Here is an 18091-nt window from a genome sequence, read left to right on the forward strand (position 1 = left end):
GTTTCTTCACCCTTCACGTACTATTCGGCCACCACGTTTAACTTAGGTGAGCCTAACCTAAAGGAAAGTAGAGGCACAGGGGTGAGCGCCGAGACATACCGGGACGCCTGGGGAATCCCTCACCTGCGCGCGGACGACGCGAACGAACTCGCCCGCGCCCAGGGCCGGGTGACCGCCCGGGACCGCGCCTGGCAACTGGAGGTCGAGCGGCACCGCGCGCAGGGCACCTCCGCGTCCTTCCTCGGCCCCGACGCCCTGCCCTGGGACCGCCTCGCCCGACGGGCCCGGCTCGCGGACACCGCCCGCCGCTGCTTCACCGCCCTGGAGGAGAAGGACCCGGAGACGGCCGCCTGGGTACGGGCGTACGTCGACGGTGTGAACGAGGGGCTGGCGCGGGGCGGGGGACCCGCCCCCGAGTTCGCGCGCACCGGCCTCGCCCCCGGCCGCTGGGAACCCTGGACCCCGCTCGGGGTCTGGCTCTCCACGCACCTCCTCTTCGCGGGCTTCCCCGCCAAACTCTGGCGCGAGCACATCACCGCGCACCTCGGCCCGGACGCCGTCGCCCTGTTCGCCACCGACGGCCCCGGCACCGCCGGCAGCAACGGCTGGCTGGTCAGCGGCGAGCGGACCGTGACCGGGCACGCCGTCATCGCCGGCGACCCGCACCGCTTCGTCGAGGACCCCGGCGTCTACCAGCAGATCCACCTCTCCTGCCCGGAGTTCGACGTCGTCGGCCTCGCCGTGCCCGGCGTCCCGGGCATCGCCCACTTCGGCCACACCGGCACGGTCGCCTGGGCCATCACCAACGCCATGGCCGACTACCAGGACCTGTACCGCGAGCGACTGCGCCGCACCGGCGCCGGCGTCGAGGCGCTCGGCCCGGACGGCGTCTGGCACCGCGCCGCCCGGCACACCGAACTGATCCGGGTCGCGGGCGAGGAGAGCGTCGAGGTCGAGGTCATCGAGACCGACCGGGGCCCGGTGATCGCCGGCGGTCCCGAGGGCCTCGACGACGGCACCCCGGCCGCCCTCAGCCTGCGCCACCCGCCCCGCGTCACCGCCGACCTCGGCTTCGGCACCCTGCTGCCCCTGCTGCGGGCCCGCCGGGTCGCCGACGTGGACCGGGCCCTGGACACGTGGGTCGAGCCGGTCAACGTCGTACAGGCCGCCGACACCGAGGGCGGGCTGCTGCACCGGGTCGCGGGCCGGGTGCCGGTGCGGTCCACCGAGGCCCGCCTGCGTCCGGTGCCCGCCTGGGAGCCCGGCCACGCGTGGGACGGCTGGCACACCCCGCCCCGCGCCGGCCTCACCGACGGCGTCGCCGTGATGGCCAACCAGCGCGGCCCGGCCACCCCGCTCGGCGTCGAGTTCGCCCCGCCGCACCGCGCCGACCGCATCGCCGCCCTGCTCGCCGGCAAGGAGCGCTGGTCGGCCGCCGGCATGCCCGCGATCCACACGGACACCCACCTCGGCTCGGCCGGCCCGCTGCTGGACCACCTGGCCTCCCTCGACGGCCTGGGCCGCGAGGCCGGCGCCCTCCGCGACCGCCTCCTCGCCTGGGACCGGCGGATGGACGCCGACAGCACGGACGCGGCGGCCTACGCGGCCGTGCGCACGGCGGTCGTGCGGCGGCTGGCGGCGCACCCCGCGTTCGCGGCGGCGGCCGTCCCGCCCGCGTACCCCGACGAGTTCCTGCCCTGGCTCGCGCTCGTCCCGCGCATCGGTCACGCCCTCGAGCACCTGCTGCGTGCGGAGGACCTGTACGGCATCGACCGCGCCGGGGCCGTCCGCGCGGCGCTGGAGGAGGTGGCCGCGGCACCGCCCGCCGGCACCTGGGGCGACACGCACCGCCTCGCCCCCTGGCGGGCGCTGCCGGACACCTCCGGGTCGGAGGAACCCGGCCTGTCCGGCGACCACGACTGCGTGCTGTGCACCTCCGCCGTGCCCGGCCTCACCGACCGGGCCGCGCGCGGCCCCGCCGCCAGGTACGTCTGGGACCTGGCCGACCGGCAGGACAGCCGCTGGGTGGTGCCCCTCGGCGCCTGCGGCGTCCCCGGCTCGCCCCACCACCGCGACCAGCTCCCCCTGTGGCTCGCGGGCGAACTCGCCCCGGTGGTCACCGACTTCGCCCGGCTCACGAAGGAAACCGAAACCGATGTCTGACCCGTACACGACCCCGCACCCGACCTCGTACGCCTCCCGCGTCCCCGTCCACGAGCAGGAACTCGACGGCTTCGGCACCGTCCGCGTCCTCCCCCTCGACGCCGACGTGGACGCCGACGTGATCCACCGCTGGGTGAGCGAGGAACGGGCCGCGTTCTGGGGCATGAACGGCCTCACCCGGGACCAGGTCGCCGGGATCTACGCCCACATGGACACGCTCGACACCCACCACGCCTTCCTGGTGGTCAAGGACGGCGAGCCGGTCGCGCTGCTCCAGACCTACGACCCCGAGGCCGACCGGGTGAGCGAGTGCTACGCCGTCGAGCCCGGCGACATCGGCGTCCACCTGCTGCTCGCCCCCGCCGACCCGGGCGGCGCGCGGCCCGGCTGGACCGCCGCGCTGTCGGCGACGCTGGTGGCGTACGTCCTGCTGGGCCTGGACCGGACACGGATCGTGGTCGACCCGGACGTGCGCAACGACAAGGCGATCGCCCGCTTCCTCAAGCAGGGCTTCACCGCCGGCCCGGTGGTCGTCCTGCCCGAGGTCGACCTGCCGGACGTGTACCTGCCGGAGAAGAAGGCGCAACTCGCCTTCCTCCGCCGGGAGGTAGCGTTTCCTGGATGACGTCCCCGCTGACCGCCGAGGGCCTGATCGCCCACTACCGACTGGAGCCGATCCCGCGCGAGGGCGGCCTGTTCCGGCGCACCTGGGCCGGCCCCGAGCGCCCGGACGGACGCCCGGCGGGCTCGGCCATCGTGGCCCTGCTGACCGCCCGCCCGGGTGACTTCTCGGCGCTGCACCGCCTGCCCGTCGACGAGGTCTGGCACTTCTACCTCGGCGATCCGCTGGAACTGCTGCTCCTCGCGCCGGACGGCGGCTCCCGCACGGCCGTGCTGGGTCCGGACGTGCCGGCCGGGCAGCACGTGCAGTTCACCGTCCCCGCAGGGACCTGGATGGGCGGCCGGGTGGCGGCGGGCGGCGCGTGGTCGTTCTTCGGCTGCACGATGGCGCCCGGATTCACCTACGGGGACTACGAGCACGGCGACGCGGCCGACCTGACGGCGCGCTATCCGGACCGGGCCGCGCGGATCGTGGAACTGTGCCGCCCATGAGCCCGCACTCCGGTCCGCCCACGCGACTCCTCGACGGCCAGGTGGCGCTCGTCACGGGCGCGGGCGGCGGCATCGGCCGGGGGATCGCACTGCGGTTCGCCGAGGAGGGCGCGGCGGTCGCGGTGCACTGCCGTACGGCGGTTCGGCCGGCGCGGGAGGTGGCCGCGCGCATCGGGGAGCGCGGCGGACGGGCGGTGGTGCTGCGGGCCGACCTCACCGACGAGGACGCCTGCCGGCGCGTGGTCGAGGAGGCCGCCGACTGGGGCGGGGGACGGCTGACGGCCCTGGTCAACAACGCGGGTGTGCAGCCGTCGCGGGAGCTGGCCGGTATGACGGCCGCCGAGTGGCGGGCGGTGGTGGACACCAACCTGACCGGCGTCTTCGCGTGCACGCAGGCCGCGGCCGGGATCATGCGGACCCAGGAGGACGGCGGCACGGTCACCCACATCGCCTCCATCGAGGCGGGCGCCCCCGCTCCCGCGCACGCGCACTACAGCGCCTCCAAGGCGGCGGTCGTGATGCACGCCCGGTCGGCGGCGCTGGAGTACGGCCCGTGGGGTGTCCGGGTCAACACCGTCTCGCCCGGCCTCATCGACCGGGAGGGGCTCGCCCAGGCCTGGCCGGACGGCGTACGGCGGTGGCGGCGGGCCGCGCCGACCGGGCGGCTGGGACGCCCCGAGGACGTGGGCGACGCGTGCGTGTTCCTGGCGTCGCGGCTGGCGTCCTGGGTCACCGGGCACGACCTCGTGGTGGACGGCGGGGTGACGGCACGCCCGTCGTGGTGAGGACCCGCCGGGCGCGCGGTCGAGCGGGACGAGGCGGATGCGGATCGTGAGGTGGGACGAGGCGAGTCGGGGGGACGGTCAGGTGGTGCTGAGGATCAGGACGACGGTGAGGAGTACGACGATCACCCCCACTCCGGTCCCCATGAGACAACCGGGCTTGTTCAGCTGCTCGCTGAGCCGGGCCGTGAAGTCGGGCCGCTCCGGCGCCGGTTCGTCCGGCGCCCGCAGGGTCGGCGTCGACGTCGCCGCGGACGGTGGCGGGGGAGCGGCGGAGGGACCGGCGTTGCGGTGCAGCGCGTCGCGCACGATCTGCTGCCACAGTTCGGGCGGCAGGTCCGGGGCCTGGCCGTTCGCGGGCGCGACGATGGCCTTGTGCAGCCAGTTGCCCGCGGTGACGCTGGGGTCCCGGAGCATGCGGTGCAGCAGCTCGCGCAGGTCGGTCAGATAGCGCGTGTCGCGGGCCAGAGGGGCGACGGCCCAGGTGAAGAGGAGGGCCGCGCGGTCGGCCATGGCCGTCCTCGACACGGTGCCCCCGGGCTGTCCGTGCGGTGAGAAGTACAGGTTCTTGCGGAGCACGTGCTCGCACAGCGCGTGCTGCGTCGCCTCCTGGCGCGTCCCGAGGCGGTGGGGGTCGCCCAGCTCGTCGAGCAGGAGGTCCGCGGATTCCGGTGGCAGGTCCTCGGAGCGCAGCTCCCGCACCAGTGCCTCGTCGGGCAGCGCGCGCAGCCGCGTCCTCACCACCTCGCGGTGCATGGGGTCTCTGCGCTGGGGGTCCCGCAGGTCCTGGTGCAGTGCGTGCAGGTCGCGTGCGTGATCGCGACGGGGGCCGCCGGGGCCGGGCTCGCGGGCGGGTGTCACCGGGTACGGGTCCGCGTACCGCGGCGGGTTCGGGCCCTCGTGGGGGTCGGCGTACGAGGCCGGGCGCGTCACCGTGTACGGGGGGCCGGAGTACGGGTCGGGGGTGCGTGCCGCCGGGTTGCTCTCCCGGTCCGGTTCGGGGGCTGGGGCCGGTTCTCGGGCCGGGGTCGGCTCAGGGGCGGGGGGTGGTTCCGGGGCCGGAGGCGAGGCCGGGGCCGGTCCCTGCGCCGGAACAGTCGGCCGACCCGTGGCCGGTGCCGGTCGCCCCGTGGACGAAACCGGGCGATGCGCGCCGGCTCGGCCGGTGCCGTGCCGGTCGGTGCCGTGCCGGTCTGTGACGTGCTGGTCGGCGCCGTGTACGCCGGTGCCGTGTCGGTCCACGCCGGCCTGGTCCGGGCCGTGGCGGTTCATGTCGGCTCGGTCCGGGCCGTTTCGGTCCACGCCGGCCTGGTCCGGGCCGTGTCGGTCCATGCCGTACTGGTCCGGGCCGTACTGGTCCGGGCCGTGTCGGTCCATGCCGTACTGGTCCGGGCCGAGGATCTCCCGGAGCCGTTCGCGTCGCCGCGTCCGGTCCCACGTCGCCCCGTCGGGGAACTCGTCGACCAGCTGCGGCACCCCGGAACGTGCCTCCCGGTGCGCGAGGAGGTGGTCCACCAGCCGGTCCGCCGCCCAGTGCTCGAAACCGGGGTCGGACACGGGACGCCCGGTCACCCGGGCCAGCGGGCCGGACCCGCCGGTGTCCTCCTCCCAGCGCGGTACGTACATCAGCCGCAGCGGATGGGTGTCCACCGCGTCGTAGGTGGCGAAGGTCCACTCCTGCTGCAGCCAGGTTCCGAAGACCAGGAACAGCCCCAGGTAGACCAGCGGGGCCTCGTCCTGCTCCGGGTGGCCGGACCGCCGCTCCCCGGGCTCGGTCAGCAAGGACACCCGCTGGGTGGGGTCGCGCAGCCACTCCGCGGTGACCACGGTCAGCGTGTCCCTGACCGTCGGCAGCCGATCCAGCATCTCCGGCAGCCGTCGGCGCGCCAGCCGGTCGAGGTGCGCGCAGTCCACCGTGTGCTGCAGGCCGGACGCCGTCTCGGCGATCTCCTGCCGGCTCCAGCCGCCGTACGCGAGTCCGAGGCACTGACGTGTCTTCAGCGTGCCCCGGCCGCCGACCAGGACATGGCTGACCGTACTGGGCCGCCCGCCCCGGTCGGTCGTGGGCCAGCGGCGGACCAGCATGACGCCCCCGTCGTGGGACAGGACGCGCACGGTGCTCGGCCGCGAGGCGGCGGTGCCGGACACCCACAGCAACGGGCCCAGCTCCCGGCCCACTTCCTCGGCGCGCTCGGCCGTGCAGGAACGGGCGACGGCGTTCATGCCGGTGCCCTGGCGGCCGTGGTTGCCGTCCCACCGGAAGACGACCTGGTGCACCGAGTCCGTGCCACCGCCCGGCCCGCGCGGACCGACCGCCTCCCCGCGGCCCGGGTTTCCGCTCTGTACGTCGCTCATGTCCGCTCCCCTCCTCGGGAGTCCTCCACCGGCACCGCCTCGAACGCGGGCGTCTCACCCAGGGCGAACGTCTCGGCGCCGCCCGGTACCTCGATGAGCCCGTGCATCGCGAGCAGCGACAACAGCGGCTCCAGCACCCGTCGGGGACCCGCCCCGGCCGGGTAGCGGCCGTGGTCCTCCTGGCCGCCGGTGGCGGAGGCGACGTGCAGGGTGCAGCGGCGGATCGCGTCGAAGGGCCGCAGCCACGCCGGGCCGGCGTACCGGTGCAGCAGCCGGTGGACGTCCCGGCTCTCCTCCCGCATCAGCGCGGCGTCCAAAGAGGTCGTCGGCGGCCGGTCCAGCCACCGGTCGACGGGCGGCTGGAACCGGAGCAGGTCCGCCTTGCCCAGCACCATCGCGGCCGCCACGTCCAGGTACGGGCCGGTCTTCGGCAGCCGGTCCAGGACGGTGCCGAAGGCGAGGTCGCCGTCCCGGTTCACCTCCACCCCCAGACGTTCCCTCGCGTGGTCCAGGTGCGGCAGCGGAAGGGCCAGCGCCGGGTCGACGACGAAGACCAGGGCGTCGATGCCGAGCAGGAACCGCAGCGCCGCGTCGGTCCGCACCAGGTCCTCGCCGCCGAGGTCGAAGAAGGCGACCGGCCGTACCCGCCCGTGGGCGTCGGTGATCAGCAGGGACTCCACGAAGCGGGCGAAGCCCTCCAGACCGACGCCCGCGGTGTGGTCCAGGACCTTGCCGTTGCGCAACGGCTGCACCCGCTCCCGTACGAAGCGGGCGTGCTGCTCGGGGTTGACCGACTGCCACTTGAGGCCGAACGGCTCCAGACCGCCGTCGGTGATCGCCGCGATCATCTGGGTCAGCAGATGGCTCTTGCCGGTGGAGGACTGGCCGACCATCGCGACGGTCAGCGGTCGCCCGTAGGTGAGGTACGGCACCGGGATGAAGTGCTCGGGGAAGCCCGGGTCGGCCGTGCACTTCTGGACGGCGCCGCGCATGACGTCCTGCCGACGCAGGGGGTTGCCGATGCCGGCGGGGTCCAGGGGCTGGTACTGCATCCTGCTGTCGGTGACGTACAGCGCCGTGAGGTCGAGCCGGATGGTCTCCAGGCAGTACGGGCAGAGCACCCCGCCGTCACCGTTCCCGGCCGTCGCTCCCGGCGCGGACTCCGCGGCGGGAGCGGGCGTCCGGCGCTTGAGCCGCAGCGCCTGCTCGAAGCCGTCCTCCTGGTGGGTGGGCGGCTCCGCCTCGGGGGCGGCGAGCGCGACGCGGCGGGTGGCACCCGGCGCCAGCAGGTCGAGCAGTTCGGCGGGTGTGGGCCGGTCGGCGGCCCGCGGGGCGAACGCGTCGCGCAGCGTCCGGGCGAGCAGCCGGTGCTCGTCGAGGTCGGCGGGCGCCCGGTCGGCGTGGCCGGGCCTGCCGGTCACGAGCTGGTAGAGCACCTGGGCCGCGCTCCACACCGCGTCCCGGGAGTCGGTGAGCCCCTCGCCCCGGCGCTGTTCGGGCGAGCAGTAGGGCGACCGGCCCCAGGGCCGCCTCGGCCGCCCGGCACGGGCCACCCCCTCCAACCCCCAGAGCTGGGCCGAGGCGCCGTCCCACAGCACGGTGCCGGGCGAGACGCCGCACGGCACCAGCCCCTGGCGGTCCAGCACGTACAGGGCCAGCAGCAGGTCCCGGGTGAAACCCCGCTGGTCGGTCGCGGACATCACATGGGTCCGCGCGGCGGCGGTGCCGCGCGGTGCCGCGTACAGCAGGAACGGCTCCGTCGCGTCCAGGTCGTAGCCGATGATCCGCGGGAAGAGCCCCGCGTACTCGGTGTCGTCGAGCGTCCGGTGCAGGGACAGGGCGGTGCCCGCCTCCGTGTCCAGCAGCTCACGCGCCCCCGGGTTCGCGGCGTCGGCGGCGGTCAGGCGTACCTGCACGCACTGCTGTCCCTCGTCGTCGAGCAGGCCGTTGCGGACCAGTTGGGGCAGCAGGGGATCACGACGGGACTCGCGCCCCAGGCGCACCGGGGCGACGCGGCGCCGCCCCGAGGGCGTGGTGAACGCGAGCGTCGCCGCCCGCGGACCGCCGGGTCCCGTCGTGTGCCGGTGTGTGGTGCTGGTCACCGGAGATCGCCGTCCCCTCGTTCGTACGGGTCGGCCGGGTCGGCCGGGTCGTATGGGCCGGCACGGTCGTACGGGTCCGTGCGGTCGTGGGTGTCCGTCCGGTCGTACGCCGGGTCGTGGCCGTCCGGGCGCCCGTACGGGTCCGTGTCGCCGTACGGGCCGGTCCGGTCGTAGGAGGCCGTCTCGTCGTACGTGCTGCCGGTGCGGTCGTACGCGTCCGTCCCGTCGTACGCGTCCGTCCCGTCGTACGGGAGGGCCCGGTCGTAGGAGGGGGCCCGGTCGTAGGAGGCGGGCCGCTCGTACGGGTTCCGTGCGCCGTACGCGTCGGGCCGTCCGTACGTGTCCGAACCGCCCGGGCCGGGGCTCTGGCGGGGGCGGACGGTGTCCACCACGCCCATCCGCAGGGGGGTGAGCCGCAGCAGGCCGGCGTACCGACCGGACGACGTCCACAGCACCGCGGCCGGCGGCGTCGCACCGCCCGCCTGCCACGCCTTCTCGATCTCGTCCCGCACGGCCTGCGGGGCGAACCTGATCCACACCGCGGCGGCCGGGTCGCGGCTGAGCAGCGTGCCCTGCTCGGGTGAGGACAGCTGCACCACGGCCTGCCGGTCGGCCTCCGTGCCGACGAGTTCGGCGAGGCCCCGCGGGTCGGTGCCCAGCAGGCTCGCCGAGGTGGCGCGGACCCGGCGGGCGGCTGCGAACGGGGGCGGCGCCAGTACGCCGTTGTGCCGCAGGTGCCGGCGGGCGGCCGACAGCAGTTCCCGCACCCGTTCCTCGGTGCGGCGGACGGCCAGGGCGCCGGCCTGTCCGCGCTCCACGGCCCCCCAGTAGGGCCCCATCGCCACCAGCGCGGCGTCCGTCAGGTCGGCGGCCAGCGTGGCGACCAGCTCCGGACCGCCCTCGCCGTTCTCCCGGTCCAGCCAGCGCGGCGCGCTCGCGGCGCGGTCCTCCCACGGGGCCCCGGCAGCCGGCCTGTCCCCGGCGGGTTCGTCCCACGAGGGCTGTTCGTCGCGCCGGGTGTACGGACTCGCCCAGTCGGCGTCGGCGCCGTCGTCCCCGGCGAAGGCGTCCGTCTCCAGGACCGAGGTACTGGAGAGCCAGTCGTCCTCGGCGAGCGTCCCGGCGTCGTCCCCGCCGCCGGACACGGGCCGCTCCGTCTCGGGCGCCGCCTCGGCCTCCGCGGCGGCGGCCGTGGCCCGCAGCATGCCGGCGACGGACCGGGCCGCGTCGGCGCAGTACAGGCGCTCCTCCACGGCCCAGTGCTCCCGGACCGCCTCGGCGAGCAGCGCGTCGAGTTCGTCCAGGGCGCGGCGGAGTGCGGCGGTGGCGTGGCCCGGGGCCCAGGCGCCGGCCGCCGCGCGCCAGAGCCGGCGTACCGTCTCGGCCGCGACGCCGAGGGCCACCAGCAGGGCCACGGTGCTCACCCAGCGCGCGGGATCGGCCGCGTACGCCAGGGCCGCTCCGGCCGCGGCGCCGACGACGGCCGCGACGCGGGGGGCCACGGCCCAGCGGCCGGGACGTCCGGTCCCCCGCAGCCGGGCCGTGCCGAGCACCGCCATGCCGACGAACAGCAGCGGGACGGCGAGCGCCAGTGCGAGGAAGGGCCCCTGCCACAGCGCGCCGAGCAGGCCCGCCACGGCCGCCGCCACCGGACCGGCGACCTCCGCGCCGGCCGCCCGGCCCCCCGGCCCGCCCTGGGCACCGGCATGGCCCGTCGCGTCACCGGCCGAGCACGCGGCGAGCTTCGGCAGCAGTGCCGTACCCGGCACCGGCTCCACCCGGCCGGCCAGGCCGGTGAAGCGCTGGGCCACCGACCGCAGGGTCAGGCCCTGGCCCAGCAGTTTCCCGGCGAACTCCTTCAGTCCCTCGCCGATCCGCTCGCCCGTGCCCTCCGCCGAGGGCACCCGCAGCCCGAGGGCCGTGAGCCGGGCCGCGGCCTCGGCGGCGGACGCCGTCGCGCCGCCGCCGCGCAGCGCGGCGCCCACGAGCTCCCGGTAGGAGTCGAGGTCGTGCCGTGCGTGGTCCACGTCCGCCTCGAACGCCTCCCGGCGGGAGGGCCGCAGCAGCCCCGGCAGGGCGCCCAGCCCGGCCAGCGCGTCCTCGGCCCGGTCGAGGGAGTCCGCGCACGCGCGGTACGCGTCGTCCGCCACCCCGCCGGGGTCGCGGTGCCGCTGGTCCCGGGCGCCCCGGCCGGTCACCAGGCTCCGCAGCGGCTCCGGCAGGTCGGCTCCCGACGAGGCGGTCGCCAGTACGTCCGGCGCGAGTTCGGCGTCCTCGCCGGCGAACCGGGCGAGCGCGTCCCGCCAGGCCCGGTCGCGCACCTCCGGCGGCAGGTCCTGCTCCAGCAGCCGGACCCCGGGCGCGGCGACGGCGTCGGGCAGCGCCTCCAGGCGCTCGAGCACCGTCAGATAGACGTCCGGGACCGACAGCACGTCCACCAGGACCGCGAGCGCGCCGGGGTCGTCGGGTGTGGGCCGCTCCAGCGCCGTACGGGCGGAGCGCAGATCGCCCGCCCACAGCAGCGCGCAGCCCGAGGCGCGCAGCACCGCGGGCCGCACCAGCCGGCGGTCGGGCTGGAACGCCTCGCCCTCACCCGCGTACGAGCCCGGCGCGCTGCCCACCAGGAGGACCAGGATCCTGACCTCGCCCACCGCCCGGTAGCTGGTGAGCAGTTCGTACTGCGGCTGGTGGTCGGTGAGGCCGGCCGGGGTGTCGACGACCAGGAACAGGGGGTCGTCGGGCTCCGGCAGGCCGGCCTGGCCCAACTGCCGGGCGACTCGGTCGCGCAGGGCCGGCGGCGTGTCGAGCTCCGCCGCGCCGGAGCGCAGGTCGAGGTGGATGACGGCGCCGAACTCCTCGGGAGTACTCACTGCGCGTCACCGTCCCACGGGTTGCGGCGGCCACGGTCGCGGGCGGCGGTGTCCTCCGGCTCGTCCCACGGCGTCCGCGGGCGTTCGGCGTCGTCTCCGGCGACGGCCCGGTCGCCGCCGTCGCGGTCCGTGCCGAAGGGGTGACGGTCGTCCGCCCGGGAGCCGTTCGCACCGGCCCGGCGCGTGCCCCAGCCGTCCCGGTCCTCCTCCGTGTCCGCCCCGAACCGCTCACCCCGAGGGCTGCCGCCGTACGGCTCGTGGCGCGACGACTCGTCGTACCGCTCACCGCGCCCGGTGCCGTAGGGCTCGTCGTGGCCGGCGGGGGCGGTGGTGCGGCGGGGTTCGGTGCCGTAGTCGTCGGCGGGCGTGCGGCGGGGTCCGGTGCCGTGTTCGTCCGCGGGGGTGCGGCGCGGGTGCTCGCCGCGTCCGGTGCCGTAGGGCTCGGCGTAGTCGTCGGCGGGGGTGCGGCGGGTGGCCGTGCCGTAGTCGTCGGCCGGGGTGCGGCGGGGACCGGGGTCGTGGTCGTCGGCCGGCGTGCGGCGCGGGTGCTCGGCGCGTCCGGTGCCGTAGGGCTCGGCGTAGCCGTCGGTGGACGCGCGACGGGGGCGTTCGCCACGCCCGGTGCCGTAGGGATCACCGCGGTCGCCTGCGGATGTGCGGCGCGGTGGTTCGTCGTACCGGTCGCCACGTCCGGTGCCGTAGGGCTCGTCGTGGCCGGCGGGGGCGGTGGTGCGGCGGGGTTCGGTGCCGTAGTCGTCGGCAGGCGCACGGCGGGACCCGGTGCCGTAGTCGTCTTCTGGTGTGCGGCGCGGGCGTTCGTCGTAGTCGTCCGCCGCCGCGCCGCGCGGGCGCTCGTCGTCGTCGGTCCGGCCGAGTGCCTCGTCGCTCCTCGTGCGGTACCCGGCGAACGTCTCGGCCGGTGCCGTGCCCCAGTCGTCGTCATCGTGGACGGCCCGCCGGGGCGCGGGCAGGTCCTCGGGAACGCGGGGCCGTACCGTGCCGAAGCGGACGTGCTCCAGCAACGTGCGCAGGGTCGGCTGGACGGCGCGCTGGTCACCGAACTCGGTGTCCAGGGCGGCCGGCAGCGTCTCCGCCCAGAACTCCCACAGCGGCCGGACCCAGCCCTCGACCCGCTCGCCGCCGCGCTGCCGACGCTCCGCCAGCAGCTCCAGCTGACGCGGGGCGATCTTCTCGACCAGCTCGACGAAGAGCGGGTGCGGGTCGCTGCCCGCCCGCGCGAGTCCGGCCGGCTGCGCCCCCATCAGTTTGCGGCAGTAGTCCTCCACGATCCGCTCGTCGTCGAGGACCGTCCAGCGTTCGTACGAGCGCAGCAGCTCCGCCCAGCTCGACACGCCGCCGGGGAAGTCCCCCAGCCGCAGCCGGACGCCCGGCACGTCGGCGCCCTCCTCGGGGAAGAGCCGCAGCCGGATGCGGCCCGGCGAGGCCGGGTCGCCGTCCACCACGTCCACCTGGCCGTTCCACATGCAGCACAGCAGCCGGTGCAGGATGGTGCGGCGGTCCTCCTCGCTGCTCACCATCCAGCTGTCCCGGAAGCCGAGCCGCTGGCGCCAGCGCAGCACGTCGTGGGCCTGCTCGGAGTCCTTCGCCCGGGCCCACTGGCGCAGCACCTTGCGGGCCTCGGGCACCTGGGTGAGGCTCATCTCGCTGCGGAAGAGGACCACGGTGACCGATTCGCTCTCCACCCCGCGGTACTCCACGGAGTTCTTGGCGTCCGACGGCAGCCGCAGCGTCTTGCCGAGGTACTCCTGCACCTCCTCCACCGCCTGCACCCGCGGATAGGTCACCAGCGCCCGCAGCGGCCCGGTCCCCTCCGGGGTGAAGCCCACCGGCAGCAGCCCGGTCAGCTTCCGGCCGAACAGGTCGAGCGCCTCCTTGCTGACCTGGTCGGTGGCGCCCGCGTCGCCCGCCGCGGCGGCCAGCAGCGTGCCCATGGCCGGCAGCAGCGGGCGCTCCTCCAGACGTTCGCCGCTCTCCGCGAACAGCCGGGTGATGCGCGCCTCCAGCACCGCCTTGACGGTCGCCACCGCCCCCTCGGGGTTGCGGCGGCTGAGCGCGTGGACCGTGCGCCAGGTGTCCCCGCCGACCAGCCGGAGCAGCAGCGCGGCCTCGTCGTCGGTCTCCCGCAGGCCCTCCCGGCGGATCAGCCGGGTGACGACGTCCTCGTAGAAGTGGTTGAGGGTGCGCTGCGGCGGCAGCAGGTACGAGATGCCGGTGCGGTCCTCGTACAGTTCGAGGCCCTTCTGCGCGGAGACCTTGCGCTCCTGGTCGCTGTGCCTGCGGAAGGCGTTCACCAGGCGCCCGAGGTCGGCCCCGGCGGTGTCCGCCTGCGGCTGCCAGTGCTGCTGCTGCTCGCGCCACGCCTCGTGCCACACCGTGCGGCAGCGCCACCGGTACCACTCGTCCTGCTCCTGGACGGCCGCCTGGACGTCCTCGTCGCCCCAGCGGGCCGGGGACATGCCGGCCAGCCGTCCCTTGATCCGCGGGGCCTTCGGCGGCTGGTCGGTCACGCCGGGCGGACGCTGGGGGGCGCGGGACCGGTTGTCCAGCATGCCGAGGAAGCCGAGCCGGGCGATCGGCTCGTCGCTGTCCGGGACGCCCCGGACGACGCGCTCGGCGAGGAAGGGGTCCACGCTCTGCAGCAGCTTGTCGATGGCGGGGCGCGGGGCGAACCGGTCGGCCATCACGGCGGCCTGGCGGGCGACGTCGGCCCGCAGGTCGGACAGCAGCCGCTGCATGTCCGTGATCCGTTCGCCCAGCGCCTGCTCGATGTTCCTGCCGCCGCGCGGCAGCGGGTCCGGCTCGGGCACGTCCAACTGCCTGCGTTCCCACAGCTCCTCCAGGTGGGAGTCGGCGAACAGCTGGCGGATCATCGGCACGGTGCTGTCCCGCAGTACGGTGCGCGGCCGTTCCACGAGGTCCGTGACCGCCTCCCGCAGCAGCCGGCCGGCCACCAGGTCGGCCAACTGGTCCATCGGCGCGGTCATGGAGGCGACCAGGCTGGTGGAGACGCCCTGCCGTCCGATGCCGGTGGGGGACAGGGCGCTGCGGTGCACGCCGCGGTTGATGAAGCTCGCGGCGAAGGTCTGGTAGTCGTCGTCGGCCGCCATCGTCCGGCCCTGGGAGCGGCCGTCGCCGAGTTCGGTGCCGATCAGCGACATCACCAGGGAGACGATGGAGCGGCGCAGGTCGTCCGCGCGGATGCCGGCCGTCGGGCTGAACAGGAACGCCGTGGGCAGGATGCCGGTGCGCAGCCGGATGGGCTGGACGCCCGGGTAGCGGATGCCCTGCCCCGAGTCGTGGTCGAGGTCGCCGATCTCCGCGCCCTCGGTCGGCGCGTTCTGCCCGTCGACCAGGCGGAACAGGTCGACCAGCGCACGGGCGGCGTTGAGTTCCGCCTCGCGCCCGCCGCCGGAGGCCGCGGAGAACGACGACGGCATCACGACCAGCGGGTAGATCTTCACCCCGTCGAAGCGGCGCAGCTGGAAGGCGTAGTTGATCAGGTGCAGGTAGTCCAGGAAGATGCCGGCCCCGGTGCCGCCCGCGACCGAGAACGCGACGAACACGTCACAGCCGTTGGTCTTGCCGCCGCCGAACTCGCTCAGTCCGCCCGCCGACTTGGCGATCAGGTCGATCGCCTGGAGCAGTGGTTCGAGGACCGGGCCGAGGCCGTGCCTCAGCGTGGCGAACAGGGCCGCGCGCCCGACGGTGGGCAGCTGGCCCGCGCCGTTGTGCAGCGGGGTGACCTTCGGCTCGTCGATGCGCGGCGGCAGCCAGTCGGCCACCTCCTCGCGCAGGCTCGCCCGGAGCATCTTGGTGACTTCCGGCGAGGCGTCGAAGTTCGGCAGCAGGTTGTGGGTGGCCCGGGAGGTGCGGGCGTACGCGGCCCGCAGGGACGGGTCCACGTTGAACTGCGGCAGCCGCTGGAGGTCGCTCTCGCTGTAGTCCGCGTACACGAACTGGAGGCCGTCGGGCAGTTGGTAGGGCGCGTAGCCGTTCAGCCCGGTGAGCGCCAGGCCGTCCGGGCCGCACAGTTCGGCGCGCAGCCTGCGTTCCAGCTCGGCGCCGACCAGGCCGCCGGTGCCGCCCAGGCCGACGAAGAGCATCGGCTGGAAGATCTTCATGGTTTCCTCCCCGCTGACGGCCGTCGCGGCCGCAGGTTCGTGCTCGGTACGTCCGTGGAGTGCGCGCGGTGCGCGAGGGGGGGGCGCGGAGGTGAGGCGCCCGCCCCGCGCGTCACATGTACGAGTCGTAGGCGCCGCCCGTGCTTCCGCTCTCGCCGGTCCCGGTCCCGGTCCCGCTTCCGGAGCCGGGGCCGGTCCCGGAGCGGGGGCCGGTGGCCGCCCCGCTGCGTGCCGTGGCCGCCGGTCTGCGGTTGCGGGGGGCGCGGGTGTCCTCGCCGAGGGTCAGGCTCACGGTGTCGGTGAGCGGGACCTGCCCCCGCACGGACAGCGGCGTCCGGCCGCCGCCGCGCCTGCGCAGCACCGCGCCGCCCTCGGGGTTGCGCTGGACGGCGTACTCGCCGTGGGGCCGGCGTTCGATGCGCGGGGCGCGGTGCGGCTCGACGAGGGCGAACTCGTACCACTGCTTGTGTCCGTGTCCGGCCACGTGATCGGTGCCGACGACCTCGCCGTCCGCGGAGACCAGGCGCAGCACCAGTCCGTGCGGGTCCCGGCGGGTGCGGCGCTGCCGTACCCAGGCGAGCACCGCGGCGGCGGCCAGCACGAGCACCGCGGCGGCGGCCACCACCGCCCACCAGTACTTGTCCCAGAACCCGGGCTCCGGGGTGACCCGCACCGAGAGCGGAGTGCGGACCAGCGTCCGGTCGCCGTCGGTGGTGTCGACGGCCGTGACGGTGCCCGACAGGCGCAGACCGTCGTCGCCGAGGCGGTCGCCGAAGACGTCGGCGGGGGCGACGGTGACCGTCACCTTCCGGGTGCCGGAGTCGCCGGGCTCCAGCCGGATCTCGGCCGGGCCGATCGTCAGCAGCCCGGAACGCAGGTCGGCCACGGACAGCCGCAGCGTGTGCCGGGCGTCGCTGTTGTTGCGGACGGTGAGGGTGCCGGTGACCTTGCCGCCGGGGTGGGTGTCCCCCGGGGGCAGCTCCAGCGCGGTGGTGACGGGGAGCTCGGCGGGCGCGACCTGGCCGAGCTCGCTGCGGGTGTCCGCGCGCAGCCCCGAGGCGGTCAGCGTGCCGTCCACCTTCAACGCGCCGTCGGCGCCCGCGGGGATGCGTACCGAACCGCTGAAGGAGCCGTCGTTCGCGTCCGGGTCGGCCCCCTTGCCGTCGTCGGTGAGGGACAGGGCCTGCGGGGCGAAACCGTCCCCGGTCAGCTCGCTGCTCACCCGCAGCCCCGCGTAGTCCTCAGGGTCCTTGATCTGGTAGCCCTCGCGGGTCTGGAGCCGCATCGTCACCGTGACCTTCTCGCCGGGCCTCGGTGAGGGCGGGTCCATGGTGATGGCGCCGCGCAGCTCCCCCTGCCACAGCACGCTGACCGCGACGGGCAGCGAGCGGTGGCCCTCCGGCGCCTCGGCCTTCACCCGCCAGGTGCCGGGCAGCGGGTCGACGATCTTCAGCGCCTCGACGGTGCCGCCGCCGCCCGCCAGTTCGAAGCGGGACTTGCGGTAGGTGCCGGACGTGGGGACCTCGTGGCCGCTGGGGTCGAGGTAGGTGATCCGGACCTCGGGGTCACCCTTGTCGACCACGATGCTGCCCACGGTCGCCAGCGGCGAGATGCCGATCTCCAGGGTGGCCGGCGGCTTCTTGCTGGGCCCCTCCTCGTAGCGCTGGCAGTGCGCGGCGGCGAAGATCTTCCCCAGCGCGGCGCCGACGTCCTTCGCGTCGGCGACCTTGTACGCCTTCGGGGTGTGGGAGGGCTGGGTCAGGCAGCCCTTCTGGTAGCCGCCGGCGGCCATCCGGTCGAGCTGCTTCTTGTCCGGTTCGGGCCCGAAGCCGAGCGGCCAGATCTGCACGTTCTGCGCACGGGCGTTCTCCAGCTCCTTGGTCAGCTGGCGCTCGCCCTCGGCCTCGCGGTGCGCGGGGTCGCCGTACTTCTCGCTGTCGGTGACGTCCATCTTGCCGTCGGTGAGGACGAACAGCACGCGGGGCTCCGACGGGTCGGTGCCGGTGGTGAGTTCGTGGACCCCCTGACGTATCGCGGTCGGGAAGTCGGTGCCGGTGCCCTCGCTCTCCTTGCGGGTGCGCAGCTTGTCCACGCAGGCGCCGATCGTCCTGCGCCCCGCCGTGTCCAGGGTGGTGCGCGGGCACACCGGGTCCACCGCGCGCTGGTCGGCGGACTCGGCGGCGGCGAAACCGAAGACGGTGACGTGGGACGACGAGGACACGTCGCCGAGCGCGACGCGTGCGGCGGCGGCCTTCTCGGCCTTCATGTCCTCGGGCGCGAGGCTGGCGGACTCGTCCACGGCGACCGCGTAGTTGACCGACGGGAAGGCCGGTTCGGAGTCCGCCACCGGCACTTGGTCACGGCCGGTGTCACGGCCGGTATCGCGGCCGGCGGGTGTCAGCAGGGACACGAGCACCGCGGCGCCGCCCAGCACCACGACCGTGGCGCGCCGCGCCCGGCCCCTTCCCGTCCGCCGTCTTCCCCAGGCTCTCTGCACGGCCGTCCCCTTGGTTCTCGGTTCGTCTCTGCGTGGTGGTGTGTGCGGGTCGTCTCCGCGTCGTGCG

9 protein-coding genes are annotated in these 18091 nt (G+C 75.4%); 4 read left to right on the top strand and 5 right to left on the bottom strand.

Going from position 1 to position 18091, the window contains the following annotated elements:
* Positions 1-81: 81 nt before the first annotated feature.
* From RM812_RS06280 to RM812_RS06295, 4 genes are read left to right on the top strand one after another with little or no spacing between them, the layout of a single operon-like run.
* Positions 82-2163, top strand: a complete 2082-nt coding sequence (locus RM812_RS06280; RefSeq protein ID WP_311571379.1) for a penicillin acylase family protein — start codon at positions 82-84, stop codon at positions 2161-2163.
* Entirely contained in the window at positions 2156-2788 is a 633-nt protein-coding gene (locus RM812_RS06285) for a GNAT family N-acetyltransferase (RefSeq protein WP_311571380.1), read from the top strand. The genes RM812_RS06280 and RM812_RS06285 overlap by 8 nt, the downstream gene beginning before the upstream one ends.
* Positions 2785-3276 (top strand): cupin domain-containing protein, encoded by a 492-nt coding sequence (locus RM812_RS06290; RefSeq protein WP_311571381.1) that lies wholly within the window; start codon positions 2785-2787, stop codon positions 3274-3276. Before RM812_RS06285 ends, RM812_RS06290 begins: the two co-directional genes overlap by 4 nt.
* Positions 3273-4061: an SDR family NAD(P)-dependent oxidoreductase gene (locus tag RM812_RS06295; RefSeq protein ID WP_311571382.1), complete on the top strand. Its 789-nt coding sequence runs from the start codon at positions 3273-3275 to the stop codon at positions 4059-4061. The genes RM812_RS06290 and RM812_RS06295 overlap by 4 nt, the downstream gene beginning before the upstream one ends.
* A gap of 78 nt (positions 4062-4139) precedes the next feature.
* Here RM812_RS06295 and RM812_RS06300 read toward each other — a convergent pair whose 3' ends face one another.
* The 5 genes from RM812_RS06300 to RM812_RS06320 form a co-directional block, all read right to left on the bottom strand.
* A complete protein-coding gene (locus RM812_RS06300; protein ID WP_311571383.1) occupies positions 4140-6413 on the bottom strand; it encodes a hypothetical protein in 2274 nt (757 codons plus the stop codon).
* Entirely contained in the window at positions 6410-8515 is a 2106-nt protein-coding gene (locus RM812_RS06305; protein ID WP_311571384.1) for a serine/threonine-protein kinase, read from the bottom strand. Before RM812_RS06305 ends, RM812_RS06300 begins: the two co-directional genes overlap by 4 nt.
* The gene (locus RM812_RS06310) at positions 8512-11385 is read right to left on the bottom strand and encodes a hypothetical protein (RefSeq protein WP_311571385.1); all 2874 of its coding nucleotides are present in this window, start codon (positions 11383-11385) and stop codon (positions 8512-8514) included. The genes RM812_RS06305 and RM812_RS06310 overlap by 4 nt, the downstream gene beginning before the upstream one ends.
* Positions 11382-15527 (bottom strand): tubulin-like doman-containing protein, encoded by a 4146-nt coding sequence (locus tag RM812_RS06315; protein WP_311571386.1) that lies wholly within the window; start codon positions 15525-15527, stop codon positions 11382-11384. The genes RM812_RS06310 and RM812_RS06315 overlap by 4 nt, the downstream gene beginning before the upstream one ends.
* Before the next feature lie 112 nt (positions 15528-15639).
* On the bottom strand, positions 15640-18024 hold the full coding sequence (locus tag RM812_RS06320; protein ID WP_311571387.1) for a VWA domain-containing protein: 2385 nt from the start codon (positions 18022-18024) through the stop codon (positions 15640-15642).
* Positions 18025-18091 lie beyond the last annotated feature (67 nt).

It is taken from the genome of Streptomyces lancefieldiae, from assembly GCF_031845825.1.
Classification (GTDB): domain Bacteria; phylum Actinomycetota; class Actinomycetes; order Streptomycetales; family Streptomycetaceae; genus Streptomyces; species Streptomyces lancefieldiae.

Excerpts from the sequence above, each read along its gene's own strand:
- RM812_RS06300 (WP_311571383.1), bottom strand. The coding sequence starts at position 6,413 with ATGAGCGACGTACAGAGCGGAAACCCGGGCCGCGGGGAGGCGGTCGGT.
- RM812_RS06290 (WP_311571381.1), top strand. The coding sequence starts at position 2,785 with ATGACGTCCCCGCTGACCGCCGAGGGCCTGATCGCCCACTACCGACTG.
- RM812_RS06295 (WP_311571382.1), top strand. The coding sequence starts at position 3,273 with ATGAGCCCGCACTCCGGTCCGCCCACGCGACTCCTCGACGGCCAGGTG.
- RM812_RS06285 (WP_311571380.1), top strand. The coding sequence starts at position 2,156 with ATGTCTGACCCGTACACGACCCCGCACCCGACCTCGTACGCCTCCCGC.
- RM812_RS06315 (WP_311571386.1), bottom strand. The coding sequence starts at position 15,527 with ATGAAGATCTTCCAGCCGATGCTCTTCGTCGGCCTGGGCGGCACCGGC.